Here is a 25,627-nt window from a genome sequence, read left to right as displayed (position 1 = left end):
ACGGAGCACGATGGACAACCCCCGCACCAAGCCGGCGACGATCGCCGACGTCGCCGCGCTGGCGGGGGTTTCCGTTCCGACAGTGTCGCGCGTGCTGACGGGCGCGGCGAAGGTCAGTGCCGGAAAGCGCGAGGCGGTCGAGGCGGCGATCGCCCAACTCGGTTTCCGCCCGAGCGCAGCGGCGCGCGTGCTCGCGTCGCGCAAGGCGCAGGTGATCGCCGTCATCGCCGGAGACACGTCTCAGTACGGCTACGCCGAGACAATCCGGGGCATCGAAGAGGCGGCCCGCGCCGAGGACTACACGGTCATGATCACCGTCGTCGAGAGCACCGACGAGGCCGAGATCGACCGTGCGATCGCCGCCACCCTGGCCCAACCCCTGGCGGGGGTCTGCGTGCTGAAGTTCGATCCGCCCGGGGTGGCCGCGCTGCATCGCATTCCGGCATCCCTTCCCCTGGTCGCCCTGTCGGGGGTGCGCGAGCCGGGACTGCGTCAGGCCGTGCTCGACGAGGCCAGCGCCGCCGAAGAGCTCACCGAACATCTGCTGGATCTGGGGCATGCGACCGTTCATCATGTGCGCGTGCCGCCGTCTCGGCGCGAGGACGGCCGCACCACCGGATGGCGTCGCGCTCTCAAGCGCCGCGGCGCCGTCGTCCCCCCGCTCAGCGATGCGTCGTGGGACCCGCGGTCGGGGATCGACATCGGTCGCCGCCTTGCCGACGACCCGACGGTCACCGCGGTGTTCTGCGGAAACGACGAGATCGCGATGGGCGTGATCCGCGGACTCGTCGCCTCGGGCCGACGCGTGCCGGATGACGTCTCGGTCGCCGGTTTCGACGATCACCCCCTCGCCGCCCTGTGGACGCCGCCTCTGACGACGGTCGACCAGGACTTCGCCGGTCTCGGCCGCCGGGGCCTGCAACTGCTCCTCAACGAGATTGCGGGCGAGACGGGGCGGCGCTTCTCGTCGGAGCGTCCGCAGCTCGTCGTCCGCGAGAGCACGGCGGCTCCCGCGGCGGATGCCGCCGTGCGCCGCATCGGCTGAGCCCGCGGCATCCGCTACCGAGGTGACTGAGCGACGGACCCGGCCCCTTCGACCAGCTCAGGAACCTCAGCGCCTCACTTGATGCCACTCCGCGCGAAGCCCGCCACGAAGTACCGCTGGAACACCAGGAACACGATCGCGATCGGCACCACGTTCAGCAGGGCGTAGGCCATCGTCGCGCCGTAGTCGCTGCCGAACTGACCCTGCAGGTAGAGCAGGCCGATCGGCAGGGTGAACAGGCGGTTCTCCCGCAGGGCGATCAGCGGCCAGGCGAAGTCGTTCCACGACGACAGCAGGCTCATGAACACCAGCACCGCGATGAGCGGCTTCGACAGCGGCAGCACGACCCGCAGGAACGTCTGCACGTGCCCGGCGCCGTCGAGGCGGGCGGCCTCGATCAGTTCGCGCGGGATGCCGAGCATGAACTGCCGCGCGAGGAAGAGCCCGAACGCCGAGGCCGACACGGGCAGGATCACCGCCCAGTAGGTGCCGTACAGCCCTGTTGCGGTGACGATGCGGAATAGCGACACCATGATCACCTGCACCGGTAGCACGAGCGTTGCGAGCGCGAGGAAGAACAGCGCCGTCGAGCCGCGGAACCGCAGCTGCGCGAAGGCGTACCCGGCGAGCAGGCTCGTGCTGACCGAGATGAGGGTCACCACCACCGCGATCGCCACCGAGTTGCCGAACCACGTCGCGACGGGGAACGAGGCGAACACGCGCTCGAAGTTCTCGAAGGTCACCTCGCGCGGCCAGAGGCGCAGCTCCCGCCCGCCGAGCAGTTCGGCGCGCGACGAGAAGGCGACGGCGAGCATCCAGTACAGCGGCGATACGGCGGCAAGACCCACCACCGCGACGATGAGGGTGCGCACGATCGCACTCCCCCGCCGCGACCGGTCGCGGGCACGGCGGCCCGGGGTCACGGTGGGTGGGGCCAGGGGGGACGCGGATGCCGTGGCGTCCAGGCGCTCGTGGATGCTCACTCGACCACGTCCTTGGTGCGGGAGGCGCGGTACTGCGCCGCGGCGAACACGAGGGCGAACAGGAACAGCACCATGCCGATCGCGGCGGCGTAGCCCTGGTCGCGCGTGACGAATCCGGTCTCGTAGGCGTAGGTCACGAGCACGCTCGTCGCGCCACCCGGCCCGCCGCCGGTGAGGACGAACACGATGTCGAAGACCTGGAACGAGAAGATCACGTTCAGCACGACGAGGAAGAACGACGTGGGTCCGAGAAGCGGGATCGTGACGTTGCGGAAGCGCTGCCACCGGTTCGCACCATCGAGGGTCGCCGCCTCGTACAGGTCGGGGCCGATGCCCTGGAGTCCTGCGAGATAGATGAGCATGTTGAAGCCCGTGCGCCACCACACCGTCGACAGCACGATGGTCGCGAACGCCGGTACCGGATCGGACTGCCACGTGACGGGTGCGAGACCCACCGCGGTGAGGATTCGGTTCAAAATGCCGGAGTTCTGGTCGAACACGAGCACGCCGATCAGCGCGGTGGCCACACCCGACACCGCCATCGGCAGGATGAGCAGCGAGCGCCAGAGCGGCCGGGCCGGCAGCGCGGTGTTCAGCAGGGTCGCGGCGACCAGGCCCAGCAGCATCGACAGCGGCGTCACGAGCAACGTGAACAGCACGGTGTTGCCCAGCGCCCGCCAGAACAGCGGGTCGCCGACGAGTCGTGCGTAGTTGTCGAGCCCCGCGAAGGTGCCGTCGCCGAACCCGTCGGTGCGCTGCAGGCTGACGAAGAACGCCCCCACCAGCGGCACGAGCACGAACACCAGCAGCAGCAGGTAGTTCGGCGCGAGGAACCCGTACGCCGCGAGCGCCTCGCGACGGGCGCCGGGGCGGCGGGTGCGCATACGCTCCCCCCGCTCCGGGCGACCCGGCCGCGGGAGGCCCGGCCGGGCGACTGCGGTGTCAGCCACCGGTGGCCGCTCCGATGCCCGACTGGAGGTTCGTCACCGTGGTCGCGGCATCTTGCGCGCCCGTGAAGGCGAGGTCGAGCTGCTCCTTGAGCACCGGGAGGATTGCCGACATCGAGGGGCTCGCGACCTGGGCGACGTCCTGCGGCTGCACGAGCGAGGCCTGACCGGCGAAGACCGGGGCGAGCTCGGGCCGCACGTCGAACTCGAGCTGGTCGTTCAGCAGATCACCGCGGGTGGGGAGGAGGGATGCCGCGCGGCAGAAGTCGCGCATGGGAGCGGCGTCTGTCACGAACTCCAGGAACGCCGCGGCCAGCTCGGGCTGCTGCGTGTTCGCGGTCGCCACGAGCGCGTTGCCGCCGAAGTCGCTGCCCGCGCGGACGTTGCGCGGCGCGTAGGTCGCCGTCCATTCGAAGTCGGCCGTGGTGTCGGCATCCGGGATCTGGAAGGCCCCCGACCACACCATCGCCACCGACTGCGAGAACCACGATTCGGCCGCGTAGCTCGAGGAGGCGATCGTGTTGTTGGCGGGTACGTAGTTCTTGGTGAAGAACGAGCTCGAGAACGCGACGGCCTCGCGCGCGGCGTCGGAGTCGATCGCCGGGGTCTTCTGGTCGGACTCCAGGAACGCGCCGTCGGACTGGAACAGCAGGCTGAGCCAGCGGGTGACGCCGTTGCCCTGCCAGTTGTAGGCCCACGGCCAGCGGTCGCCCGGCAGGCCGGCGCGCAGCCGCTCGCCGAGGGCGTCGAGCTGGTCCCAGGTCCAGGCGTTCTCGGGCGAGGTCGGGATCTCGGACGCGTCGATCCCGGCCTGACGGAACAGGTCGAGGTTGACGAGGATCGCCGAGGTGTCGGTGTGGTGCGGCAGGCCGAAGGTTCCGTCGCCGTTCTGCACCGCCGCCCAGGCCTGCGGGGTGAACTGGGCCTGGCGGTCGGCCGACAGCAGGGGCTTCAGGTCGAGCAATTGGCCGCGACCGGCGTACGCGCCGAACGTGTAATAGGGCACGCGGAAGATGTCGGGCGGGTTGCCCGCCTGCAGCTGCGCGTCGATGTTGGTGAACATCTGCTCGTAGGGAACGGCGTTGAGCTCGACGGTCGAGCCCTCGTTGGCCGCTTCGAACGCGGCGATCGCGGCGCGGAAGCCCGCGAGTTCGGCATCCGTCCCCCACGTCGTGAAGGTGAGGGTGCCTTGGCGCTTCTCGGCGGGGGCGGTCTGCACGAACCCGCAGCTGGCGAGGAGGAACGGCAGCGCGAGGGCTCCCGATCCGGCGAGGAAGGAACGGCGTGTGACGGGCATGGGGTCTCCGATGTCTCTCCGCGAGGAGCGGACGCCGGGGCCGCGCTGCTCCTCGCGGGCGACGGTACGCGCGCGAATCCGTGGCGCCGGGGGGTTGCGCAGACGGACGAGGTCTGAGCGAACCCGTCCCGCACCCGAAGTCCAGCCCCTCGGCGACGGTCCGGTCGGCGCGTAGCGTGACCGCCGTGACGTTCAACGACAATGCCCGCGTCGGCGGCAACTCGGCCAAGCGCCGAGGAGGAACCGTGGCGGCCGTCGGCGGTGGGGCCGTGGGCCTCGGCGCCGTGGTGGTGCTGCTCATCTCGATGTTCACCGGGACCGACCTCACCGGCCTGCTCGGCTCGGGTGGCGGCGCGGCCCCCGGCAGCGGCGGCGAACAGGTCGCGAGCTGCGAGACGGGCCGGGATGCCAACAGCGACGACGCCTGCCGCTTGGCCGCGGCATCGCTCGACATCGACCAGTTCTGGGCGGAACGCCTCGACGGCTACCGCAAGCCCCAGCTCGTCATCGTCGACCAGCAGACGGGGAGCTCGTGCGGCACAGCCTCGAACGCGACCGGTCCGTTCTACTGCCCGCCCGACGAGACGGTGTTCGTCGACCCGACCTTCTTCTCGATCCTTCGCGCGCAGTACGACACCACCGCGGGCCCCCTCGCCCAGCTCTACGTGCTCGCGCACGAGTACGGCCACCACGTCCAGAACCTCACCGGCGTGATGGAGCAGTACCCGAACAATGGCACCGGCGCCGACAGCAACGGCGTCCGCACCGAATTGCAGGCGGACTGCTTCGCGGGGGCCTGGGTCGCCGCGGCTTCCGAGCAGGTGGACGAGAACGGCACCCCCTACCTTCAGCCTCCGACCGAGCAGCAGATCCTCGACGCCCTGTCGGCCGCGTCCGCCGTGGGCGACGACCACATCCAGGCCGAGGCGGGTCAGATCTCGAACCCCGACAGCTTCACGCACGGATCGAGCGCGCAGCGCACCCGGTGGTTCGACGAGGGCCGCCAGGGCGGCGTCAACGCCTGCGACACGTTCTCGGTGCCCGGCGGCAGCCTCTAGGCCTCCGCCGGCGCCGCCTCGCGAGAGTCGATCAGCGTCGCCCCCCGCCTCCCAGGACTCCCCGTTCGGCTCGGGATGCCGAAACCCGGCGCACCCACCTCGACCCCGCGGAACGGGACTCGGGGTGGACGCGCCGGGTCATGGCATCCGGAATCACTCGGTGTCGGACGACTCCTGCTCCTCGCGGGGACGGCGGCTGAGGATGACGACGACGAGCACGCCGACGAGCACGACCGCTCCACCGCCCACGAGCAGGCCCACGGTCAGGCCCGACATCCCGCCCGAGGTGGAGGGTGCGGCCACCGGGGTCTCCGCCGGGGCGGCGCCCTGAGCGCTCGCGCACGGGGAGGCGTCGGCACCGGCCGACACGCTCTCGCCGGTGTACGTGAACGGGATCTCGCCCGAGACGGGATGCCCGTCGGACGAGACCGCTCGCCACTCCACCGTGTACCCACCGGGCGCTCCGAGAGCGACCGGGAGGGTGAGGGTCGGCCCCGCGAGGACCACGCACTCGCTCTCGTAGTGCCTGCCCTCGGGCCCGATCACGATGACGATGTTGCCGCCGTCGTAGCCGAGCAGATTGGCGCTGAAATCGAGGGTGACCTCCGACAGCGACGAGACGCTTTCACCCTCGGCGGGCGTCGACGACACGAGGCTGTCGTGCGCAGAGGCCGCCGACGACCCGCCGAGAGCGGCGGTCATCGCCGCAGCGACGACCACCGCCCCGACCAGGGCTCGGCGCAGAGCGTTCCGGGAGCCCATGCTCAGCTGCGCTTCGGGCGACGCGACACGGCGATGGCGCCGAGAACGGCACCGGCGATCGCGATCACGAGAGCGGCGATGCTGAGACCCAGCGACAGTCCCGAGGAGTCGCTCGTCTGAGCCGCGGCCTCCATCGAGTGGTCGCCCATCGTCGGCGCGGCCGATGCCCCGCCGTGACCGCCGTGGCCGCTCGCGGGCGGGGTGTCGTTGATGTACAGCACGGGCGCGGGCTCGAGCGTGTCGTCTGCCGCGACCTGCTCGGGGGTGTTCGTCCAGTCGACGACCGAGCCGTCCGAGTACGTCTGCACGGCGGGGAGCACCAGGTGACCCGTGTCGGGGATCGGCCCGAGGACCGCCGAGAAGATCTGGAACTGGTCCTGCCCGATGCCCACACCGGGATCGGCCTGCCACACGATCGTGAGCGGGCCGTCCGAGATGGTGTTGCCGTCGACCTCGACGGGGGCGGGCAGCGCCCCCTTCTCGACGGTGGCGGTCCAGCCCGGGACGGGCTCGACGAGGACCGAGGTCAGCGGGGTGTCGGTCGGCAGAGTCACCTCGACCTTGACGGTCGACGCGGTCTTCGACTCGGTGGGGACGCGGAAGTTCACCGTGGCGTAGCTTCCGGCCGTGGCGGTGTTGGGGTTGACGGTGACGTGGGCCGACGCCGCGAGGGGCACGGCGATCGCCAAGGCCGCGCCGGCGGCGAGGCCGACGAGGGTACGACGAAGAGTGGTCTTTCGAGACATGGTGCTGCTTTCTAAGAAATGCGCACGCCGATGAGGCGCTTCTTTCGCGCGAAGGATGAGGGCGGGATCAGGCCGCGAGCGGCGGACCCCGGTGCCTCATCGACGACAGCACGGTCATCGCCGTCGTCAGCAGCAGCGGCTCGGGCGCCGAGAGAACGGCATCCGTCCGCGGAGGAAGACCCCGCACGGGGCGCAGCACAGAGAGCACCGCGACGAAGAACCGGGCGATCGCCTGCACCGCTCGCTCGCCACGACCGAGGGCGACCACCGTCACCAGAGCGGCGACGGCGTGCGCCGTCCACATCCACGGCGACTCCGCGCCGTGAGCCGACGCACTGTGCGCTCCGGCCGCGCTGAGGATGGATGCCGCGCCGTGGTGAGCGGCCGGGACGAACCCGCCCTGCAGATCGAGCACGAGCAGCGCGTGGAACAGCGCCTGGCTGAGCACGACCGCGAGCGACAGACGCGTCCACGACAGTGCGCGACCCGCGAGCATGACGCAGACGGGAGCCGCGAGACACAGGGCCAGCACGATGTTGACGAGGGGCGGGCGCTCAGCCGAGACGGCCGCGTGCGAGAGGGTCGCCACGAACGTCGCAACCGCGGCCGCGGCCATGCCGCGCCCCGCCCGCTGCGCGCGCCCTGCTCTCGACGACATCTCACTCCTCGCGTCCAGCCTAGGCGGCGGGGGCGCCGAGGGCGGGGAGGGGTGTTCCGTCGTCGAGACACCCGTGGGTCGTGCGCGAGCACATGCGGGGCGTCCGCGAGCACAACCGCGGGGGCTCGCGGCCCGACCGCGGAACACGTGCGAGCACAACGGCGGGTCGTTCGCTCGACGCGCCGCTTCTCGGTCGACGCCGCCGGGGTGTCGGCCCAGGGTCCCGCCGTTGTGCACGCGCCCGAGACCCGGACGGCACGGTGTCCGACCGGTTGGGTAGCGTCGGGACATGGCCGACGACGCGATCCACGACACCGACACCGCCCTGGCATACGGTTCCGCCCTGCTGCGCGGCGAGCGCGTGCGGCTCCGCGCGCTGACCGACGCCGACCTCGACCCGCTCGTCGACTGGTGGCTGCAGAGCGACAGCGCCGTGCTGCAGCAGAACAGCGTGAGCCCGCGCCCGGCGGCATCCGTTCGCGAGATGTTCCAGGCGTGGAGCCGCAATGACTCCCCCGTCGGGGCGGGCTTCAGCATCGACGACGAGACCGGGCAGCTCATCGGTCACGCCACGATGTGGGGAGCCGCCCTCCCGGCCCGCATCGCGACCTTCGCGATCATCCTCGGCCCCGACGCCGTCGGCCGCGGATACGGCGCGGATGCCACGCGCACCATGCTGCGGTTCGCCTTCGACGAGCTCGGGGTGCACAAGATCGAGCTCCGCGTGTGGGCCTTCAACGATCGCGCCATCCGGGCCGACGAGAAGGCGGGATTCGTGCGCGAGGGCGTGAGACGCGCGGTGGCGTTCCACGGCGGGCGATTCCATGACGAGGTCCTCATGGGCGTGCTCGCCGAAGAGTTCCGCGCGGGCTGACCGGCACCGCAGTCGGCGAAGGCGCGTCCCACATCGCGGCGCGCGTGCAGCACGCGGTGAACCCGGACAACATCGTCATCGTTCGTATACAGGAGTTGATACGGAAACCTCTCGACCGCCAGACTGCGGAGTCCCGGGATTCCGGTGAGGGCTTCGGCCGACATCGACCCCACCGAGGGGAAGGCCGCGCTGCGGCGAACGCACTGTTCGATCGCGTCGAAGAACCGCTCGGCCGTCGCCGCGTCGGCGGTCGGTCGGTAGACCTCCACGGCGCCGGTGAGGTCATCGTCGGTGGCGTGAGAGGAGACGACGCGGCGCGTCACCGGGATTCGGTGCCGCGCGCCCGCAGTCGATCGAAGTATGCGGCATCCATTTCCGAACCGTCGCCCGAACGGACGCCGTCGAGGACGGCATCGCGGAGGCGCACGTTGTCGCGGTCGCGGCGGATGAGTTCGCGTACGTATTCCCTGCTCGACGCGTAGAGGTGCGAGCTCACCTGCTCGTCGGCGAACGCGCGCAGCTCATCCGGGAGGGAGATGTTCATCGTGGCCATGAGAGAAGCCTCCGCGTCGATGGCAAACCTTGTCATCGGGCCCGAGCGCCCCGCTCCACCGTCGGACTGACCACTCCCGCACGGTCGTCGACCAGACGGCGCCGGCCGACGGTCCGGGACGAGCGGTCATAGGCCGACCGAACCAGGCGTGACATGCGAGCCCCTGCGTGCAGACGGTATAAGAGATCGCAAGTGCCCGCGTCAGATGGTCCTGCGTAGCGGCTGCGGGAGCCGGGTACGCAGGACCATCTGGTCAGACGCGCCGGCGACGCGTGATGACGTACGCGCTCGCTCCAACGAGGAGCATCAGAAGTCCCACCACGCCTGCATACAGTGAGGCGGTGTAGTCACCGCCGGTGACGGCGAGGTGTGAGGAGTTGCTCGAGGCGGGCACGACCGGACTTGGGGTGGAGGTCGGGGGCGAGACGGTCGCACCGATCGTCACGCCGTAGGTGCGGGTGTCCGCGCCAGCTGCGTTGGATGCGGTGATCGAGAACGAGAAGGCGCCGGACTGCGACGGAGTTCCGGAGATCACGCCTGTTGTTGCGTCGAGCGCGAGCCCAGGGGGCAGGGTGCCGTTCGTGACGGTGTAGGTGATCGGACCGCTGCCGGTCGTGGTGATCGTCTGCGAGTAGGGAGTGCCTGCCGTGCCCGCCGGGATAGTGGGGGTGGTGATCACGGGGGGTGCGGCGATCGCGAGCGTGTAGTCAGCGGAGTCGGCTCCGTAGGCGTTCGTCGCGGTGACACGGAACGGGTAACTTCCCGGGGTGGTGGCCGTTCCCGAGATCGTCCCGGTGGTCGGGTCCAGCGTGAGGCCCGGTGGGAGGGTTCCGTTGCTCACCGCGTAGGTGATCGGACCGGTGCCGGAGGCGGTCACCTTGGATGTGTAGGGGGTACCCGAGGTGGGGTTGGACGGGGCAGCAGAGGTGATGCGCGGTGCGTCGCACACCGGGACCGGCGCGAGACGTCCAGCCGGCACGGATGCCGCGCCGTACTGTCCGGCGACTACTGCGTTGAAGGTGCCGGTGTCACTGCCGTCCACGAAGCCGTCGAGGTTGATGTCGTAGACCGAGTAGCCAGGCGGCTGCTGCGACACCGCGATATTCAACGCTGTGTAGTCTGCGGCATCGATGACACCGTTCGCATCGAAGTCCCCCGGGACCAGCTGAAGACGCGCCGGGGTGGGGTACCGTTCTTTGGCGGCGTTGGCCGGAACTTGGTTGTACATCAGCGTGGCCGGGTCGGTGAAGTCGACCGTCGGGGTCAGCGCCGCGCCAAGGGTCACCGGCGTGGCGGCCATGGCGGTCAGGTGGTTGCGTTGCGCGATGGCGACCCGGTAGCTGCCGGCGGGAACAGCGAACTCCGGGGTCGTGAGCGCGGCCCCGGTCAGGCGATCAACGGGGACGGTGTCCGTCGCCACGATCAGCGAGGCGTCGACCGTGTCGCGGAGCTCCACGATGACCCAGTCGGCGACCGGGGTGAGATTCGTGACGGTATTTCCAGCACCGCCGCGAAGCAGGCTGTGTCCGTCGGTGCTGTACGGCTCGGTCGTGGGGAACGGTCGAGACTGTGGATCAGCCGGGTCATACGAGGCGTTGATCTCGTCCGCACCACCGAAGGAATAGCCAGAGAGGAAGACGCTGATGTTGACCGGCAGCGGCGTCGTGATGCAGGCCGCGGCGAACGCGGGAGTGCTTGCGCCGGCGACGGCCCCGGTTGCGAGTAGCGCCCCGATGAGCGCTCCGGCCACGATGCGTGGACGGCCGGTATTGGACAATGGCATGTGCTGCTCCTCGGTTGCGCGTCGATCAGGGCTGTGTACGGGCGCGCATGAGGGTGAATGAATGTGCCGACTTCGAAATCGATCCCGGACAGATCGCGTCCCCCAAGGGCGCTCCATGTACGTCCCCGGGCCGGGACGTTCACTGGACGCTATGCGTGAGTGCACATTGAGCCCATAGCCGACAGACCGGTTGTCAACTTCGGGCGACAAAAGATACGCCGAGGGGAGCTCTCCACTCCCCGCCGTTTCACACCGCGCCTGTGCGCACAACGAAGAACTGCGCTCGACGAGTCGACCACGGGCTCGTGTCAGCGGGCCCGGGCGCCCCGGTCCACCGTCGGGCTGACCACTCCCGCACGGTCGTCGACCAGACGGCGCCGGCCGATCCACCCGGTCAGTCCGCGACCGTCGGGCCACACGAGCAGCAGCGCGGCGGTCGCCAGCGCCAGGACGAACGCGAGCAGCGACCACGGCGTCGGCAGTGCCTCCAGGATCGCGTACGCCCCCGCCCCGGTCGCGAAGCGCAGGGGGCGCGCGACCCAGGCCGGCAGCACACCGTTCGTGAACCGCACGCGCGTCGCGAGGTCGCCGATCGAGCGACCCGTCGCCAGGATCACTCCGAGCCACAGCCCCGCCGCCGCCACCGTCCCCGACAGCGACGCCACGTCATCGGTCGAGATCGACGACGCGTCGCCTCCCCGCAGCACGAGCACCGCCTGCACCACCACGGCGACGGCGATGCCGACCAGCCAGACGCCCACGACGTCGCACACCAGCCCCAGCAGACGGCGGCGACGCGTCACGGGGCGCGGGGTCTCGGCATCCGGAGCCATCTCCACCCCGCGGTGCTGCGCCGGGACGACGAACGCGAGGATCGACCCGAGCAGCGCACCGCCCGTGTTCGCGAGAAGGTCGTCGACGTCGAAGACGCGGTACGCGCAGGGGAAGATCCCCCACACACCGGTCAATTGCGTGGTCTCGATGATCCCCGAGGTCGCGAAGCCGACGAGACCCGCGATCAGGATGCCGCGACCTCCGAGCACGCGCAGGAAGAAGCCGAGAGGAGCGAACAACAGCACGTTCAGCGCCACCTGCAGCACCACCGGGTCGGTGAGATACCGGCCCGACACGGCGACCGCGGAGCGGACCTCGTCGACGAAGGCGAAGGGGTGGAGGTTGACGCCCGCGCAGCGGTAGACCTCGGAGTCGGGGAGCGGGATGAGCGTGTACGTCCAGATCGCCCAGAAGTACACGGCCGCCGCCGCCCACAGCAGGGCGCGTCCCAGCGTGAGCCGGCCGCGGCGCCGGTAGCTGACCGCGACGAACGGCACGAAGGCGAGGACGGCGACCACCGCCCCCGCGAGGACGGCCAACAGCCCCGAGCGCACGATGTTGTCCACCCCGCGAGCCTAGGCAGGATTGGCGGGCGACGTAGCCTGGGCGGATGACCCGCGCAGCCGCCCTCCGCGACGCGCTCGTCGCTCGCATCGACGACACCGGCTTCGGCGCGCACGGCCTCCACGTGCGCGTGGGCGACGATGTCGCGACGCACCGGTGGACGCCCGATAAGCGGGAGGAGATCCACTCCGTCGCGAAGGCTGTGGCCGTGCTCGCCGCGGGCATCGCCGTCGACGAGGGGCTGATGTCGCTCGACGAGCCGGTCCGCCCGGTGCTCCCCGCCGCGACTCCGGTGACCCTCCGGGACCTGCTCTCGATGTCGAGCGGCATCGACCTGCCCTGGTCCGAGACGATGATGACCGACTGGCCCGACCTCGCCGCCGAATTCCTGTCGCGCCCCTCGCGCGGTCGGATCTTCCAGTACTCGAATGCGAGCACGTATACGGCGATGGCCGCGTTGTCGCAGCGGACCGGTGACATCGAAGAATTCCTCCGCCCCCGGCTGTTCGCCCCGCTGGGGTGGGCCGACGTCTCGTGGCGGCGCTCCCCGAGCGGCCGCGTCCTCGGCGGAGAGGGCCTCGAGCTGCGCACAGACGAGCTGGCTCAGCTCGGGCTGCTCATCCGCGACCGCGGCGTCGTCGACGGTCGCCGCGTGGTGTCGCCGAGAATCGTGGATGCCATGCACTCGGGCTGGATCGAGACGGGCAGCGTCGGCGACGGGTACCGCCGCTACGCCTTGTCGGGGTGGGACGGGCCGGGAGGCGCGTGGCGCTTGCACGGTGCCCACGGTCAGCTCATCGTCTTCATCGGCGACGCCGTCGTGACGGTGACCGCGCACGATCACAGTGGGGCCGACGCCGTCGCGAAATTCATCGGGAATATCGCCGCGACGTGAGCGTTTCCTGCTGTGCAGGAATCATTTCCCCCGCCACCACCAGGTCGCGGTCCGGCGACCATGCGTTGAACGGTGTGCGCGTCAGATTGCGCATGGCGTCCAGTGCGCGTAATGTCGCGCGCCGTGACTGACGAAAGTCGCGTTGACGGCGAAGAGACGCCGATCGCGAAACGCATCCTGATCGGCGAGCCCCTCACGTCGGAGAAACTCGACGAGCAGCTCCTCCCGAAGAAGATGGCGCTGCCGATCTTCGCCTCCGACGCGCTCTCCTCCGTGGCCTACGCCCCGCAGGAGCTGCTGATGATCCTGCTCATCGGCGGAACGGCCCTGCTGACCCTCAGCCCGTGGGTCGCGGTCGCGGTCGTGACACTCCTGGTCGTGGTCGTGCTGAGCTACCGCCAGCTCATCAAGGCGTACCCCTCGGGCGGCGGTGACTACGAGGTCGCGAGCAAGAACCTGGGCGAGGTGCCCGGGGTGGTCGTCGCCGCAGCTCTCCTGGTGGACTACGTGCTCACGGTCGCCGTGTCCGTGGCATCCGGAGTCGACAACATCATTTCGGCATTGCCCGAATTGAATCCTTTCCGCGTCGAGATCGCGGTCGGATTCGTCATCCTCATCGTGATCGTCAACCTCCGCGGTGTGCGCGAGGCCTCGAGCGTCTTCGCGATCCCGACGTACCTCTTCATCGGCTCGGTCGGCGTCATGATCGTCGTGGGTCTCGGGCGCACGCTCCTCGGCGATGCCCCCGTCGCCGAGAGCGCCCAGTACGCCGTGCAGGCCGAGTCGCTCACGCAAGCGGCGCTCATCCTCCTCGTGCTGCGCGCCTTCTCGAGCGGCTGCTCGGCCCTCACGGGCGTCGAGGCCGTGTCGAACGGCGTGCCCGCTTTCCGCATGCCGAAGATCCGCAACGCGCAGACGACGCTCACCATGATGGGCGGCATCGCCATCGTGCTGTTCGCCGGGCTGACGATCCTGGCCCTCATCTCGGGCGTGCATTACGCCGAGAACCCCTGCCACCTGATCGGCTTCGACTGCGCCAACAACCCGCAGCCGAGCCTCATGGCCCAGGTCGCCGCCGCCACCTTCGGCATGGGAAGCATCCCGTTCTTCATCATCCAGGCCGCCACCGCGTGCGTGCTGCTGCTGGCCGCCAACACCGCCTTCAACGGCTTCCCCCTGCTGGGTGCCGTGCTCGCCCGCGACGGCTACGCCCCCAAGGCGCTCAACACCCGCGGCGATCGGCTGGTCTACTCGAACGGCATGATCATCCTCGGCATCGTCGCCATCGGCGTGCTGATCGTCTACCAGGCCAACCTCACGACGCTGATCCAGCTCTACATCATCGGTGTGTTCGTCTCGTTCTCGCTCGGTCAGATCGGCATGGTCAGGCACTGGCGCCGCGCACTGCGCGGGCTGAAGGACCTGCCGCCCGAGGCGGCGAAGCAGCAGTCGGCCGCGATCGAGCGCCGCTCGGCGATCTCGGGCCTGTGGATCAACTCCGTCGGCGCGGCGATGACCGTCCTCGTGCTGTTGATCGTCACGATCACGAAGTTCACCCACGGCGCGTGGCTCGTGTTCATCGCGATTCCGATCCTCGCAGTGCTCATGATCGGCGTGAACCGCTACTACCGCGACGTCGAGCACGAGATCCGCATGGACGACACCGTGCACTTCGGCTCGTCGGGAGACGTCGCGATCGTCCTCGTGAACCGCCTGCAGAAGCCCGTCATGAAGGCGATCGACTACGCCCTCGCGGCCAACCATCAGAAGACCCTCGCGGTCCATGTCGCCATCACCGACGAAGACGCGGCGAGACTGCAGAAGGAATGGGCCGACCACGAGATGCCCATTCCGCTGGTCATCATCGACTCGCCGTACCGCACCTACACCTCGCCGGTGTCGGCCTTCATCAAGAAGTACCGCGAGAACAACGGCTCCGCCGTCGTGACCGTGTACCTCCCCCAGTTCATCGTCGGACACTGGTGGGAGTCGATCTTGCACAACCGCCGCTCGCGCCGTCTCGCGCACCAGCTGATGCTCGTGCACGGCGTCTCGATCACCCTCGTGCCGTGGCTGCTCGACTCGTCCGAGGTCATCTACGGCCGCCGGTCGCGTCCGCTCCCCGGTCAGCAGCGCGGTGGTCAGCCCGTGGCCGAGGCCCCGGCGCACAAGGCGCGGAAGACGCCCACCGACTCGGCATCCTGAGCCCCTCTCGAACGCCCCCGCCCCTCCGGCGGGGGCGTTCGGCGTTTCGCCGCGCGACTGGCACCGGGCAGAACTCCTGAGAAACGCGAGCCGCGGCCGGTGGAATCAGCCCCGCAGACGCCGCGCGCGCGAAAAGTCCGGAGTTCGGCCCGCTCGCGAAGCGGCGGTGGACGCCACCGGGAGTCTCCGCCAGGGTGGATGCCATGCCCGTCCTCGCCCTGCTGACCCTCGTCGTGATGGTGATCGCCCTCATCGACGCCATCACCCGCCGCGAGGACCAGGTGAAGCACCTGCCGAAATTCGCATGGATCTTCTTCATCGTGCTGCTGCCGCTGATCGGCTCGATCCTGTGGTTCGCCCTCGGTCGCGAGTACGAGGCACGGTCGACGCCGATGTCGTTCGGCGACCCGCGGCGCTGGCAGAAGGACGCGCAGCCCGCTCCCCCGCCCGCCTCGCGCGAAAGCCGCACCACCGAGCAGCAGATCGCCGACCTCGAGCGCGAGATGCACCTCGCCGATCTCGAGGAGCAGGTGCGCCGCCGCCGGGCCGAGGGCGGCGCGACCAGCTGACTCCGGTCGCCCCCTTAAGTGTCCAAGACACCCGGACGATTTTCGGAAGCGTCCGGGTGTTCTGGACGCTCGACACGGGATGACGGGGACAGGACGAAACCGCGTCAGTCGGTCGGGCGGCGGCGCATCTTCTTCACGTCGGTGCGGCGCTGCTTGGCCTGCAGGCGGCGCTCCTTCGACCCGCGCGTGGGTTTCGTCGCGCGGCGGGGTGGGGCGGGCGGGCGCACCGCCTCGGCGACGAGGGCCGCGAGCCGGGCGCGAGCGGCGTCGCGATTGCGCAGCTGCGCCCGATGCTCCGAGGCCGCGATCGTCAGCACCCCGTCGACCAGCCGGTCGCCGAGCCGCTCGAGCACGCGCTCACGCTGAACCCGTGAGAGAACGGCGGATGCCGTGGCATCCCACATCACCTCCACCCGGGAGTCGGCGGTGTTCACGCCCTGACCGCCCGGGCCCGACGAGCGCGAGAACCGCCATGACAGCTCCGCCGCCGGGATCACGAGCGCAGCGCTGACGCGCACGTCGGATCCGTCGGAGGAGAGCATGCCTCCATCATGCGCGGTCGGCGCACAACTCCTGCAAAATCGGTGTTCCGACGGTCTGCGCTCCCCCCGCGGTTACATCCCTCAGGAGTTGTGCACGGCCGGCCGTGAACCCGCTTGTCGCGCCGGCACCGCGTCGCGCAGGCCCGCCCCGCGGCACGACTCCTGCAGATCCGACCTCGCCGCGCGGTCCGGGACCGGGGAGTGCCCGATCTGCAGGAGTCATGCATCGCCGGCCGCTCCCAGCCACCCCGTAAGCACCCCGTATGCGTCCGTCAGGGACCCGTAGGGAAAGCGTTAGGACGCCGGGATGCCGCGGGCTCGAGGAGTTGTATCGACAGACGTGCCGCCCCGCGGTGCCCGCGGCCCGCCCGCGGTCAGACCCGAATCTGGAGTCGTCGTGCTCGATGTCGTCTTCCTCGCCGTGACCGTCGCGATCTTCGCGCTGGTCGCGCTCGTCGCCAAGGGGGTCGAGAAGATGGGCCCCGAGGCCCGCCCCTCGTCCGCCCGCCCCACCGGTCGAGGCGGTGAGCGCTCGTGATCTTCTTCTCGATCCTGGCCGCCGTGCTCGCGGTCGCCGCCGTGGTGTACCTCGTGATCGCGCTCGTCCGACCGGAGAAGTTCTGAGTCATGGATAGCGGAAGCATCTGGTCGATCGTCCTGACCAGCCTCACCCTCCTCGTCGCCCTGGGCCTGGCGTATCGCCCCCTCGGTGACTACATCGCCCGCATCTACACCGGCGAGCGCGATCTCGCGGTCGAGCGCGGCACCTACCGCCTGATCGGCGTCGACCCCCGCAGCGCTCAGACCTGGCAGGCCTACCTGCGCTCGGTGCTGCTGTTCTCGTTCGTCGGCGCCGTGTTCGTCTACGCGATCATGCGCCTGCAGGCGGTACTTCCGCTGTCGCTGGGCTTCGACGCCCCCGGCGAGGCGCTGTCGTTCAACACGGCGGCATCCTTCGTCGCCAACACGAACTGGCAGTCGTACTCGGGTGAGGCCACGCTCGGCTACACCGTGCAGTTCGCCGCCCTGACCGTGCAGAACTTCGTGTCGGCCGCCGTCGGCATCGCCGTCGCCGTGGCCCTCGTGCGCGGCTTCGCGTACCGCCGCAGCGGCGTGATCGGCAACTTCTGGGTCGACCTCGTGCGCGGCACCTCCCGTCTGCTGCTGCCCTTCGCGATCGTCGCCGCGGTCGTGCTGCTGGCGGGCGGTGTCGTCCAGAACCTCACCGGTTTCACGGATGCCGCGACCGTCGCGGGAGCGGCCCAGTCGATCCCCGGCGGCCCGGTCGCCTCGCAGGAGGCCATCAAGCTGCTCGGCACCAACGGCGGCGGGTTCTTCAACACGAACTCGGCTCACCCGTTCGAGAACCCCACGCCGTGGACGAACCTCTTCGAGATCTTCCTCATGCTGGTGATCCCGTTCTCGCTCCCCCGCGCCTTCGGCCGGATCGTCGGTGATAACCGCCAGGGCTACACGATCCTCGGCGTGATGGGGGCCATCTTCGTGGCATCCACCGCCCTGCTCACCTGGGCCGAGATGGCCGGGAACGGCACGGCCCCGATGCTCGCGGGCGGCGCGATGGAGGGCAAAGAGGTGCGCTTCGGCATCTTCGGGTCGACCCTCTTCGGCACCACCAGCACGCTCACCTCGACCGGTGCCGTCAACTCGATGCACGACAGCTACACCGCTCTCGGCGGCATGATGCCGATGATCAACATGATGCTCGGCGAGATCGCCCCCGGCGGTGTCGGATCGGGCCTCTACGGCATGCTGATCCTCGCCGTGATCGCGGTCTTCGTCGGTGGTCTGCTGATCGGCCGCACGCCCGAGTACCTCGGCAAGAAGATCGGGCCGAAGGAGATCAAGCTCGCGAGCCTGTACATCCTCGTCACCCCGACCCTCGTGCTGGCCGGGACCGCGCTGAGCTTCGGCGTCCCCGCGATCCGCTCCGACGTCGAGACCACCTCGATCTGGAATCCGGGCGTCCACGGCCTGAGCGAAGTGCTCTACGCCTTCACCTCGGCCGCGAACAACAACGGTTCGGCGTTCGCGGGCCTCACCGCCAACACCCCGTGGTTCAACACCGCACTCGGTGTGGCGATGCTGCTCGGCCGCTTCCTGCCGATCGTGTTCGTGCTGGCCCTCGCCGGTTCGCTCGCGGCTCAGGATGCCGTGCCCTCCACCGCCGGAACCCTGCCGACGCACCGCCCGCAGTTCGCGGGCCTTCTCGCCGGCGTCGTCGTGATCGTCACGGCTCTCACCTATTTCCCGGTCCTCACCCTCGGACCCCTCGCTGAAGGACTGACCCGCTGATGTCCACCCTCACCCACGCCCCGGCCCCCGAAGCCGAACCGGCGGCGACCGCCCCGCGCCGCGCGTTCGGCGCCGCGCAGGTCGTGGCCGCCCTGCCGGGCGCGGCCAAGAAGCTCAACCCCGCCGCGCAGTGGCGCAACCCCGTGATGTTCCTCGTCTGGGTGGGCGCCGCGCTGACGACCCTCATCGCGATCGCCGAGCCGTTCCTCGACGGCAGCGACGACAGCCTCCCCTTCGGCTTCACCTGGGGCATCGCCGTCTGGCTGTGGCTCACGGTGTTCTTCGCGAACATCGCCGAGTCGGTCGCCGAGGGCCGCGGCAAGGCCCAGGCCGCGACACTGCGCAAGACGCGCACGACGACCTCGGCCCGCCGCGTCGTCTCGTACGACGAGAAGGCCGACCCCTCGGCATCCGGTGCCGCCACCGAAGACGTCCCCTCGGGCGACCTCCGCGTCGGCGACATCGTGCTGGTCGAGACCGGAGAGCTCATCCCCGGCGACGGCGACATCGTGTCGGGCATCGCGACGGTCGACGAGTCGGCCATCACGGGCGAGTCCGCCCCGGTGGTGCGCGAATCCGGGGGTGACCGCAGCGCGGTCACCGGCGGCACGCGCGTGCTCAGCGACCGCATCGTGGTGAGGATCACCTCGAAGCCGGGTGAGACCTTCGTCGACCGCATGATCGCCCTGGTCGAGGGCGCGTCGCGTCAGCGCACGCCCAACGAGATCGCGCTGAACATCCTGCTCGCGAGCCTGTCGATCGTCTTCGTCATCGTGGTGCTCGTGCTGAACCCGATCGCCTCGTACGCGGCATCGCCGGTGTCGATCCCGGTCCTGGTCGCGCTGCTGGTCTGCCTGATCCCCACGACCATCGGTGCGCTGCTGAGCGCGATCGGCATCGCCGGCATGGACCGCCTCGTGCAGCGCAACGTCCTGGCCATGTCGGGCCGGGCGGTCGAGGCCGCGGGCGACGTCACCACCCTGCTGCTCGACAAGACCGGCACCATCACCTACGGCAACCGTCGCGCCTCGGCCTTCGTGCCGATGAAGGGCATCGGCAGCCCCGAGCTCGCCGAGTACGCCTCGCTGTCGTCGCAGGCCGACCCCACGCCCGAGGGCGTCTCGGTGGTCGAGCTGGCCGCGGCCCAGGGCATCGTCGCCGACATGCCCCGCGGCGCCGAGCCCGTGCCGTTCACCGCCCAGACCCGCATGAGCGGCCTCGACCTCGTCGACGGCACGCAGGTGCGCAAGGGCGCGAGCTCGGCCGTGCTCGCGTGGCTCGAGGCCTCGGGCAGTCCGGTCGCCCCGGCGCTGCGCGCGCAGCTGATGAGCGAGACGGATGCCATCGCTCAGTCCGGCGGCACGCCCCTGGTGGTCGCGACCCTGTCGAAGGGTGCGGGCCAGGTGCTCGGCGTCATCCACCTCAAGGACGTCGTCAAAGACGGACTGCGCGAGCGCTTCGGCGAGCTGCGCGCGATGGGCATCCGCACCGTGATGATCACGGGCGACAACCCGCTCACCGCGAAGGCGATCGCGGCCGAGGCGGGCGTCGACGACTTCCTCGCCGAGGCCACGCCCGAAGACAAGCTTGCCCTCATCCAGCGCGAGCAGGAGGGCGGCAACCTCGTCGCGATGACCGGTGACGGCACGAACGACGCCCCCGCTCTGGCGCAGGCCGACGTGGGTGTCGCGATGAACACGGGCACCTCGGCCGCGAAGGAGGCCGGCAACATGGTCGACCTCGATTCCGACCCGACCAAGCTCATCGACATTGTGCGCATCGGCAAGCAGCTGCTCATCACGCGCGGCGCCCTGACGACCTTCTCGCTCGCCAACGACATCGCGAAGTACTTCGCGATCATCCCGGCGATGTTCATGGGCGTCTTCCCCGGGCTCGCGGTGCTGAACGTCATGCAGCTGTCGTCTCCGGCATCCGCGGTGCTCAGCGCGATCATCTTCAACGCGATCGTGATCATCGTGCTCATCCCCCTCGCCCTGCGCGGCGTGAAATACCGCGCCGCGAGCGCGTCGAGCATCCTCAGCCGCAACCTGCTCGTCTACGGGCTCGGCGGCGTCATCGTCCCCTTCATCGGCATCAAGCTCATCGACCTCGTCGTGAGCCTGCTCCCCGGTTTCTGAAAGGCCCCGTCATGCGCACCACCCTGCGTACCACCGCCGTCGCCGTCCGCGCGATGGTCGTCTTCACCCTGCTCCTCGGCGTGGCCTACATGCTGCTAATCACCGCGGTCGGCCAGGTCGCCCTGCCGTTCCCGGCGAACGGTTCGCTGATCAAGACCGCCGACGGACAGGTTTCGGGCTCGCAGCTGATTGGGCAGTCCTTCGCGGATGCCGACGGCAACGCCCTCCCGCAGTACTTCCAGTCCCGCCCCTCGGCCGCGGGCGACGGCTACGACTCGACCGCCTCGAGCGGGTCGAACTGGGGGCCTGAGAACGAAGACCTCATCGCCGCGATCGAGGAGCGAAAGGCCGCCTCGGTCGAGCTCGACGGGCCGGGACAGATCCCCGCCGATGCCCTGACCGCCTCGGCCTCCGGACTCGACCCCGACATCTCGGTCGCCAACGCCGAGCGACAGGTCGCCCGCGTCGCCGAGGCCCGCGGTCTCTCGGCATCCGAGGTCGAATCCCTCGTCAACGCGCACACGATCCCGCGCGACCTGGGGTACCTCGGCGATCCGCGCGTGAACGTGGTCGAGCTCAATCGCGCGCTCGACGCCCTCTGAGAGACGAGAATCAGGGACATGCCTCTGTCGCACGCCGCCGCCGCGCCCCTCGCGCGGCGGCGGCGCCGTGCGTTCGAGCGAGCGGTCGCTGGGACGCGAGCGGTCCCGAGGAGCGCCTCGTGAAGCGCGGGCGGCTGCGCGTGCTGCTGGGCATGGCACCCGGTGTCGGCAAGACGTACGAGATGCTCGAAGAGGGCCGGCGCCTGCGCGACGAGGGCCATGACGTCGTCATCGCGATCGTCGAGACCCACGGCCGCGTCGCGACCGCAGCGCAAGCCGAGGGCCTCGAGGTGATCCCCCGCCGCGCCGTCGCCCACCGCGGGGTCGCGCTCGACGAGATGGACCTCGATGCGGTGCTCGAACGGCATCCGCGCATCGCCCTCGTCGACGAACTGGCGCACACGAACGTCCCGGGCTCGCGCAACGAGAAGCGCTGGACCGATGTCGAAGAGCTGCTCGACGCCGGCATCGACGTGATAACGACCGTGAACGTCCAGCACATCGAATCTCTCAACGACGTGGTCGAGAAGATCACGGGGGTCGTTCAGCGGGAGACGGTTCCGGATGCCGTCGTCCGCGCCGCCGATCAGATCGAGGTCGTCGACCTGGCACCGCAGTCTCTGCGCGATCGCCTCGCCGCAGGTTCGGTGTACCCCGCCGAGCGCATCGACGCCGCCCTGTCGAACTACTTCCGCCTCGGCAACCTGACGGCGCTGCGCGAACTCGCTCTGCTGTGGCTGGCCGACGAGGTCGACTCGGCCCTGCAGCGCTACCGCACCGAGCACGGCATCGAGGGTTCGTGGCAGGCGCGCGAGCGCGTGGTCGTGGCCCTCACCGGCGGCCCCGAGGGCGAGACGCTCCTGCGCCGCGGAGCCCGGATCGCGGCCCGCTCGGCCGGCGGCGAGCTGCTCGCCGTGCACGTGTCGAGCCAGGACGGCCTGCGCACGAGCGCCCCGGCCACCCTCGCCGAGCAGCGCGCCCTCGTCGAGTCGCTGGGCGGGTCGTACCACCAGGTGGTGGGCGACGATCCCGCCACCGCCCTCGTCGACTTCGCGCGATCGGTCAACGCCTCGCAACTGGTCATCGGCGTGAGCCGTCGCGGCCGTCTCGCCGCCGCCCTCACCGGTCCCGGCATCGGCGCGACCGTCATCCGCCTCTCGGGCGATATCGACGTGCACATCGTCAGCCACGCGCGCGCGGGCGGGCGCTTCGCCCTCCCTCGCCTCAGCGGCCCCGCGCTGAGCGCGAAGCGCCGCCTCCTGGGCTTCGTCGTCGCCGTCCTCGGGGGACCGCTGATCTCGCTGCTGCTGATCTCGACGGGCTCCGACGACTCGATCGCCGCCGACGTGCTCGTGTACCAGCTGCTCGTCGTGGTCGTGGCGCTGATCGGTGGGATCTGGCCGGCCCTGTTCGCTGCGGTGCTGTCGGGCTTCACGCTCAACTTCCTCTTCATCGAACCGCTGTACACCGTGACCATCAGCAACCCCGCGAACACCATCGCGCTGGTGTTGTACGTGGTCATCGCGATGCTCGTGAGCACCGTCGTCGACCAGGCAGCCCGTCGGGCCCGCTCCGCCCGCCGCGCCACGGCCGAGGCCGAGCTGCTCGCCACGGTCGCGGGCAGCGTGCTCCGCGGCGAGAGCACGGTGCCCGCCCTGGTCACCCGTGCCCGAGAGGCCTTCGGCCTGGCCGGGGTGCGTCTCGTCGCCGCGGACGGCGCGGTTCTCGCCACCGACGGCGAGCCCGTGCGCGACGGTCGCTCGGTCTCGGTCCCGGTCGGCGACGGTCGCGCGACCCTCGAGCTGCACGGCGGCGATCTCGACGCCTCGGAGCGTCGCCTGCTCGACGTCGTCGTCGCGCAGCTCGCGGCCGCCCTCGAGCGCACCGATCTCGCCGAGACGGCCGCCGAGGCCGGAGCCCTCGCCGAGACCGACCAGGTGCGCAGCGCCCTGCTCTCGGCGGTCAGCCACGACCTGCGCCGTCCCTTGGCCGCCGCCGTCGCCTCGCTCGGGGGCCTTCGCGCCGCGGGCGACCAGCTCTCCGACGATGACCGCCGCGAGCTGCTCGAGACCGCCGACGAGAGCCTCGCGACCCTGTCGGTGCTCGTCACCGACCTGCTCGACGTGAGCCGCGTGCAGGCGGGGGTGCTCGCCGTCTCGCTCACGCCGACCGATGCCGCGGGCGTCGTGCTCATGGCCCTCGACGAGCTCGACCTGGGGCCGGACGACGTCGAGCTCGCCCTCGACCCCGACCTGCCGATGCTCAACGCCGACCCGGTGCTGCTGCAGCGCGTGCTCGTCAACGTGCTCACCAACGCCCAGCGGTACACGCCCGACGGCGAGCGCGTGCGCATCGCCACGAGCCGCCTCGGCGGCACCGCCGAGATCCGCGTGATCGACCACGGGCCGGGCATCGCCGCCGAGCGCCGCGAAGACATGTTCTCGCCGTTTCAACGCCTCGGCGACACCGACAACACCGCCGGGCTCGGCCTCGGGCTCGCGCTCTCGCGCGGCTTCGCCGAGGGCATGGGCGGCACTCTCACCCCCGAAGACACCCCCGGCGGCGGGCTCACCATGGTCGTGGCGCTTCCCGTCGCGGGCGCGGATGCCGTGGCATCCGGAATCTCCAGGAGGACGCCGTGAAGGTACTCATCGCCGACGACGACCCGCAGCTGGTGCGCGCTCTGCGGATCACGCTCGCCGCCCACGGTTACGACGTGGTGGCCGCGGCCGACGGCGCCGCAGCGATCACGCTCGCCGCCCAAGCGCACCCCGACATCGTGCTGCTGGATCTCGGGATGCCGCACCTCGACGGCGTGCAAGTGATCCACGCGTTGCGCGGGTGGACAACCGCGCCGATCATCGTCGTCTCGGGCCGCACGGGCTCGGCCGACAAGGTCGAGGCGCTCGATGCCGGCGCCGACGACTTCGTGACCAAGCCCTTCCAGATCGACGAGCTGCTCGCGCGTCTGCGCGTGCACGCCCGACGTTCGGTGCCCTCGGCGGGAGACGCCGTCGTGCGCTTCGGCGAGATCGAGGTCGACCTGTCGGCCAAGGCCGTCCTGCGCGCGGGCACCCGCGTGCACCTCACCCCGACCGAGTGGCGGATGCTGGAATTCCTCGCCCGCAACCCCGGCTCGCTCGTCACGCGCCAGACGCTGCTGAAGGAGATCTGGGCCAGCGAGCAGGTCGCTGACAGCGGCTACCTGCGGCTGTACATGTCGCAGCTGCGCAAGAAGCTCGAGGCGGACCCGTCGAACCCCGTGCACCTGCTGACGGAGCAGGGGATGGGGTATCGGCTGGTCGTGTGATCGGCCCTCGGCGTGCACAACGCAGGAGTTCCGGGGGGAGCATGGCCATCTCGTCCCTCCCGCGTCGCGTCGCCGGGTGGTTCTCCTGCGTCGCGTCCGCACCCCGGGCAGCGCCCTCGGCACGTTTCCCGTCGGGGCGTGCGGACAGGGCGAACGGACACAACGCAGGACGCCGGTCCGTTCGCACGCGATCCGACCGGCGTGGACCACCGCCAGACCCCGATCTCCTGCGTCCTGTCCGCTCGGACGCGGTCACTCGGCGCCGGACGGGTCCTCATCCGCCTCAGACTCCGCCGCCACGTATTCGGCTTGCACGCGGGCGCAGCGCGACGCGAAGACGATCGAGTGGAGCAGCATCAGCGGACCTCCCCGACCGTGTGGCATCCGGGGCACGGGAAGGCGATGCGGTCACCCGCGTGGACATCACCGGGGAGCACGACGGTTGCGCACGACTCCTCCCCGTGGGCGTCGACGACGGTGAACGGTTCGTCGTACGCGTGCGAGACGCGGCCGATGAGCCGCGCCTCGCGCCAGACGGCCTCGAGTCCGGCGACGCAGGCGTCGAGGCGCAAGGTGTCGGGCGTGGCCTCGGTCACCGTCGCGATCACCACTGTCGTCGACAGCGTCGCGGATGCCATCCCACCCGACGCCGGGATCACCGCGGGGCCCGTGCAGACGCAGGGCGTGCCGCAGAGGTCGGCGTAGCGACCGACCGACATCGCGCGCACCGTGACGTCGTCGAGCGTGGGCGCGGAGCCGGCGGGCCACGCCGTCGCGTCGAAGGGCGCCGGGATGCTGGCGCGGAGGGTGGGGAGCAGGGCCGTGAGGGTCATGGCATCCGGTCTACGCCGTGTCCATGGCCGTCCCTGTCGCGCTCACGGTTCCCGAACGGCCGCGGCCCCGTTCCTCACTCTTCGCTCGCGGTACGGCGGCGCCGCGGGGCTGGCAT

The 25,627-nt window shown here is 70.4% G+C and carries 24 protein-coding genes and 1 pseudogene; 13 read left to right on the top strand and 12 right to left on the bottom strand.

Annotated elements, in window-relative coordinates:
- The first annotated feature begins 10 nt into the window (after positions 1-10).
- Entirely contained in the window at positions 11-1,045 is a 1,035-nt protein-coding gene (locus ASE56_RS04390; protein WP_056225427.1) for a LacI family DNA-binding transcriptional regulator, read from the top strand.
- A 74-nt stretch (positions 1,046-1,119) separates the two neighbouring features.
- Here the strand turns inward: ASE56_RS04390 and ASE56_RS04385 are convergent, their stop codons facing one another.
- From ASE56_RS04385 to ASE56_RS04375, 3 genes are read right to left on the bottom strand one after another with little or no spacing between them, the layout of a single operon-like run.
- Positions 1,120-2,028 (bottom strand): carbohydrate ABC transporter permease, encoded by a 909-nt coding sequence (locus tag ASE56_RS04385; RefSeq protein ID WP_235556926.1) that lies wholly within the window; start codon positions 2,026-2,028, stop codon positions 1,120-1,122.
- Positions 2,025-2,912, bottom strand: coding sequence for a carbohydrate ABC transporter permease (locus ASE56_RS04380; protein WP_056225424.1), 888 nt, complete (start codon positions 2,910-2,912; stop codon positions 2,025-2,027). Before ASE56_RS04380 ends, ASE56_RS04385 begins: the two co-directional genes overlap by 4 nt.
- Positions 2,913-2,970: 58 nt before the next feature.
- The gene (locus ASE56_RS04375; protein ID WP_056225423.1) at positions 2,971-4,272 is read right to left on the bottom strand and encodes a sugar ABC transporter substrate-binding protein; all 1,302 of its coding nucleotides are present in this window, start codon (positions 4,270-4,272) and stop codon (positions 2,971-2,973) included.
- A gap of 185 nt (positions 4,273-4,457) precedes the next feature.
- Between ASE56_RS04375 and ASE56_RS04370 the strand changes: the two genes are divergently transcribed.
- Entirely contained in the window at positions 4,458-5,330 is an 873-nt protein-coding gene (locus ASE56_RS04370) for a neutral zinc metallopeptidase (protein ID WP_056228153.1), read from the top strand.
- 153 nt (positions 5,331-5,483) lie between these two features.
- On the opposite strand, the gene ASE56_RS04365 is transcribed toward ASE56_RS04370, so the two are convergent.
- The 3 genes from ASE56_RS04365 to ASE56_RS04355 all read right to left on the bottom strand — a co-directional run bounded on the left by ASE56_RS04365 (position 5,484) and on the right by ASE56_RS04355 (position 7,496).
- Complete coding sequence (locus tag ASE56_RS04365; protein WP_056225420.1) at positions 5,484-6,092, bottom strand: copper resistance CopC family protein; 609 nt, start codon at positions 6,090-6,092, stop codon at positions 5,484-5,486.
- Positions 6,093-6,094: 2 nt separating this feature from the next.
- Complete coding sequence (locus ASE56_RS04360; RefSeq protein WP_056225417.1) at positions 6,095-6,838, bottom strand: YcnI family protein; 744 nt, start codon at positions 6,836-6,838, stop codon at positions 6,095-6,097.
- 67 nt (positions 6,839-6,905) lie between these two features.
- Positions 6,906-7,496, bottom strand: a complete 591-nt coding sequence (locus tag ASE56_RS04355; RefSeq protein WP_074696268.1) for a hypothetical protein — start codon at positions 7,494-7,496, stop codon at positions 6,906-6,908.
- Between the two features lie 289 nt (positions 7,497-7,785).
- Between ASE56_RS04355 and ASE56_RS04350 the strand changes: the two genes are divergently transcribed.
- On the top strand, positions 7,786-8,370 hold the full coding sequence (locus ASE56_RS04350) for a GNAT family N-acetyltransferase (RefSeq protein ID WP_056225409.1): 585 nt from the start codon (positions 7,786-7,788) through the stop codon (positions 8,368-8,370).
- Between the two features lie 44 nt (positions 8,371-8,414).
- On the opposite strand, the pseudogene ASE56_RS18025 reads toward ASE56_RS04350, so the two are convergent.
- The 4 genes and pseudogenes from ASE56_RS18025 to ASE56_RS04335 all read right to left on the bottom strand — a co-directional run.
- Positions 8,415-8,693 (bottom strand): annotated as a pseudogene (locus ASE56_RS18025) (type II toxin-antitoxin system RelE/ParE family toxin); the annotation flags it as partial.
- Positions 8,690-8,923: a hypothetical protein gene (locus ASE56_RS04345; protein WP_056225407.1), complete on the bottom strand. Its 234-nt coding sequence runs from the start codon at positions 8,921-8,923 to the stop codon at positions 8,690-8,692. The gene ASE56_RS04345 and the pseudogene ASE56_RS18025, both read right to left, overlap by 4 nt.
- Positions 8,924-9,176: 253 nt before the next feature.
- Entirely contained in the window at positions 9,177-10,706 is a 1,530-nt protein-coding gene (locus ASE56_RS04340; RefSeq protein ID WP_056225404.1) for a putative Ig domain-containing protein, read from the bottom strand.
- Positions 10,707-11,014: 308 nt separating this feature from the next.
- Positions 11,015-12,106 (bottom strand): VanZ family protein, encoded by a 1,092-nt coding sequence (locus ASE56_RS04335; RefSeq protein WP_056225401.1) that lies wholly within the window; start codon positions 12,104-12,106, stop codon positions 11,015-11,017.
- A 44-nt stretch (positions 12,107-12,150) separates the two neighbouring features.
- On the opposite strand from ASE56_RS04335, the gene ASE56_RS04330 reads away from it, so the two are divergent.
- The 3 genes from ASE56_RS04330 to ASE56_RS04320 all read left to right on the top strand — a co-directional run bounded on the left by ASE56_RS04330 (position 12,151) and on the right by ASE56_RS04320 (position 15,773).
- Positions 12,151-12,999: a serine hydrolase gene (locus ASE56_RS04330; RefSeq protein WP_056225398.1), complete on the top strand. Its 849-nt coding sequence runs from the start codon at positions 12,151-12,153 to the stop codon at positions 12,997-12,999.
- Positions 13,000-13,110: 111 nt separating this feature from the next.
- Positions 13,111-15,204 carry an APC family permease gene (locus ASE56_RS04325; RefSeq protein ID WP_056225395.1) on the top strand — a complete coding sequence of 698 codons (2,094 nt, stop codon included), beginning with the start codon at positions 13,111-13,113 and terminating at the stop codon, positions 15,202-15,204.
- Between the two features lie 203 nt (positions 15,205-15,407).
- Positions 15,408-15,773 (top strand): PLD nuclease N-terminal domain-containing protein, encoded by a 366-nt coding sequence (locus ASE56_RS04320; protein WP_056225392.1) that lies wholly within the window; start codon positions 15,408-15,410, stop codon positions 15,771-15,773.
- A 104-nt stretch (positions 15,774-15,877) separates the two neighbouring features.
- On the opposite strand, the gene arfB is transcribed toward ASE56_RS04320, so the two are convergent.
- Complete coding sequence (gene arfB, locus ASE56_RS04315; protein ID WP_056225390.1) at positions 15,878-16,315, bottom strand: alternative ribosome rescue aminoacyl-tRNA hydrolase ArfB; 438 nt, start codon at positions 16,313-16,315, stop codon at positions 15,878-15,880.
- 397 nt (positions 16,316-16,712) lie between these two features.
- Here arfB and ASE56_RS16845 point away from each other — a divergent pair, with 397 nt between their 5' ends.
- The 7 genes from ASE56_RS16845 to ASE56_RS04290 all read left to right on the top strand — a co-directional run bounded on the left by ASE56_RS16845 (position 16,713) and on the right by ASE56_RS04290 (position 24,678).
- Entirely contained in the window at positions 16,713-16,853 is a 141-nt protein-coding gene (locus ASE56_RS16845; protein ID WP_200914118.1) for a hypothetical protein, read from the top strand.
- Positions 16,850-16,939 (top strand): K(+)-transporting ATPase subunit F, encoded by a 90-nt coding sequence (kdpF, locus tag ASE56_RS16490; RefSeq protein ID WP_082450303.1) that lies wholly within the window; start codon positions 16,850-16,852, stop codon positions 16,937-16,939. Before ASE56_RS16845 ends, kdpF begins: the two co-directional genes overlap by 4 nt.
- A 3-nt stretch (positions 16,940-16,942) precedes the next feature.
- Positions 16,943-18,628 carry a potassium-transporting ATPase subunit KdpA gene (kdpA, locus tag ASE56_RS04310; protein ID WP_056225387.1) on the top strand — a complete coding sequence of 562 codons (1,686 nt, stop codon included), beginning with the start codon at positions 16,943-16,945 and terminating at the stop codon, positions 18,626-18,628.
- Positions 18,628-20,766 carry a potassium-transporting ATPase subunit KdpB gene (gene kdpB / locus ASE56_RS04305; protein WP_056225384.1) on the top strand — a complete coding sequence of 713 codons (2,139 nt, stop codon included), beginning with the start codon at positions 18,628-18,630 and terminating at the stop codon, positions 20,764-20,766. Before kdpA ends, kdpB begins: the two co-directional genes overlap by 1 nt.
- A gap of 11 nt (positions 20,767-20,777) precedes the next feature.
- The gene (gene kdpC / locus ASE56_RS04300; protein ID WP_056225381.1) at positions 20,778-21,368 is read left to right on the top strand and encodes a K(+)-transporting ATPase subunit C; all 591 of its coding nucleotides are present in this window, start codon (positions 20,778-20,780) and stop codon (positions 21,366-21,368) included.
- Between the two features lie 119 nt (positions 21,369-21,487).
- Positions 21,488-24,010: a DUF4118 domain-containing protein gene (locus ASE56_RS04295; RefSeq protein WP_056225378.1), complete on the top strand. Its 2,523-nt coding sequence runs from the start codon at positions 21,488-21,490 to the stop codon at positions 24,008-24,010.
- On the top strand, positions 24,007-24,678 hold the full coding sequence (locus ASE56_RS04290) for a response regulator (RefSeq protein ID WP_056225375.1): 672 nt from the start codon (positions 24,007-24,009) through the stop codon (positions 24,676-24,678). The genes ASE56_RS04295 and ASE56_RS04290 overlap by 4 nt, the downstream gene beginning before the upstream one ends.
- Positions 24,679-25,034: 356 nt before the next feature.
- Here ASE56_RS04290 and ASE56_RS04285 read toward each other — a convergent pair whose 3' ends face one another.
- Positions 25,035-25,511, bottom strand: coding sequence for a hypothetical protein (locus ASE56_RS04285; RefSeq protein ID WP_056225373.1), 477 nt, complete (start codon positions 25,509-25,511; stop codon positions 25,035-25,037).
- Between the last annotated feature and the right edge of the window lie 116 nt (positions 25,512-25,627).

This window comes from Microbacterium sp. Leaf203 (assembly GCF_001421275.1).
GTDB lineage: Bacteria > Actinomycetota > Actinomycetes > Actinomycetales > Microbacteriaceae > Microbacterium > Microbacterium testaceum_A.
This window is presented reverse-complemented; position numbering and strand designations above follow the sequence as displayed.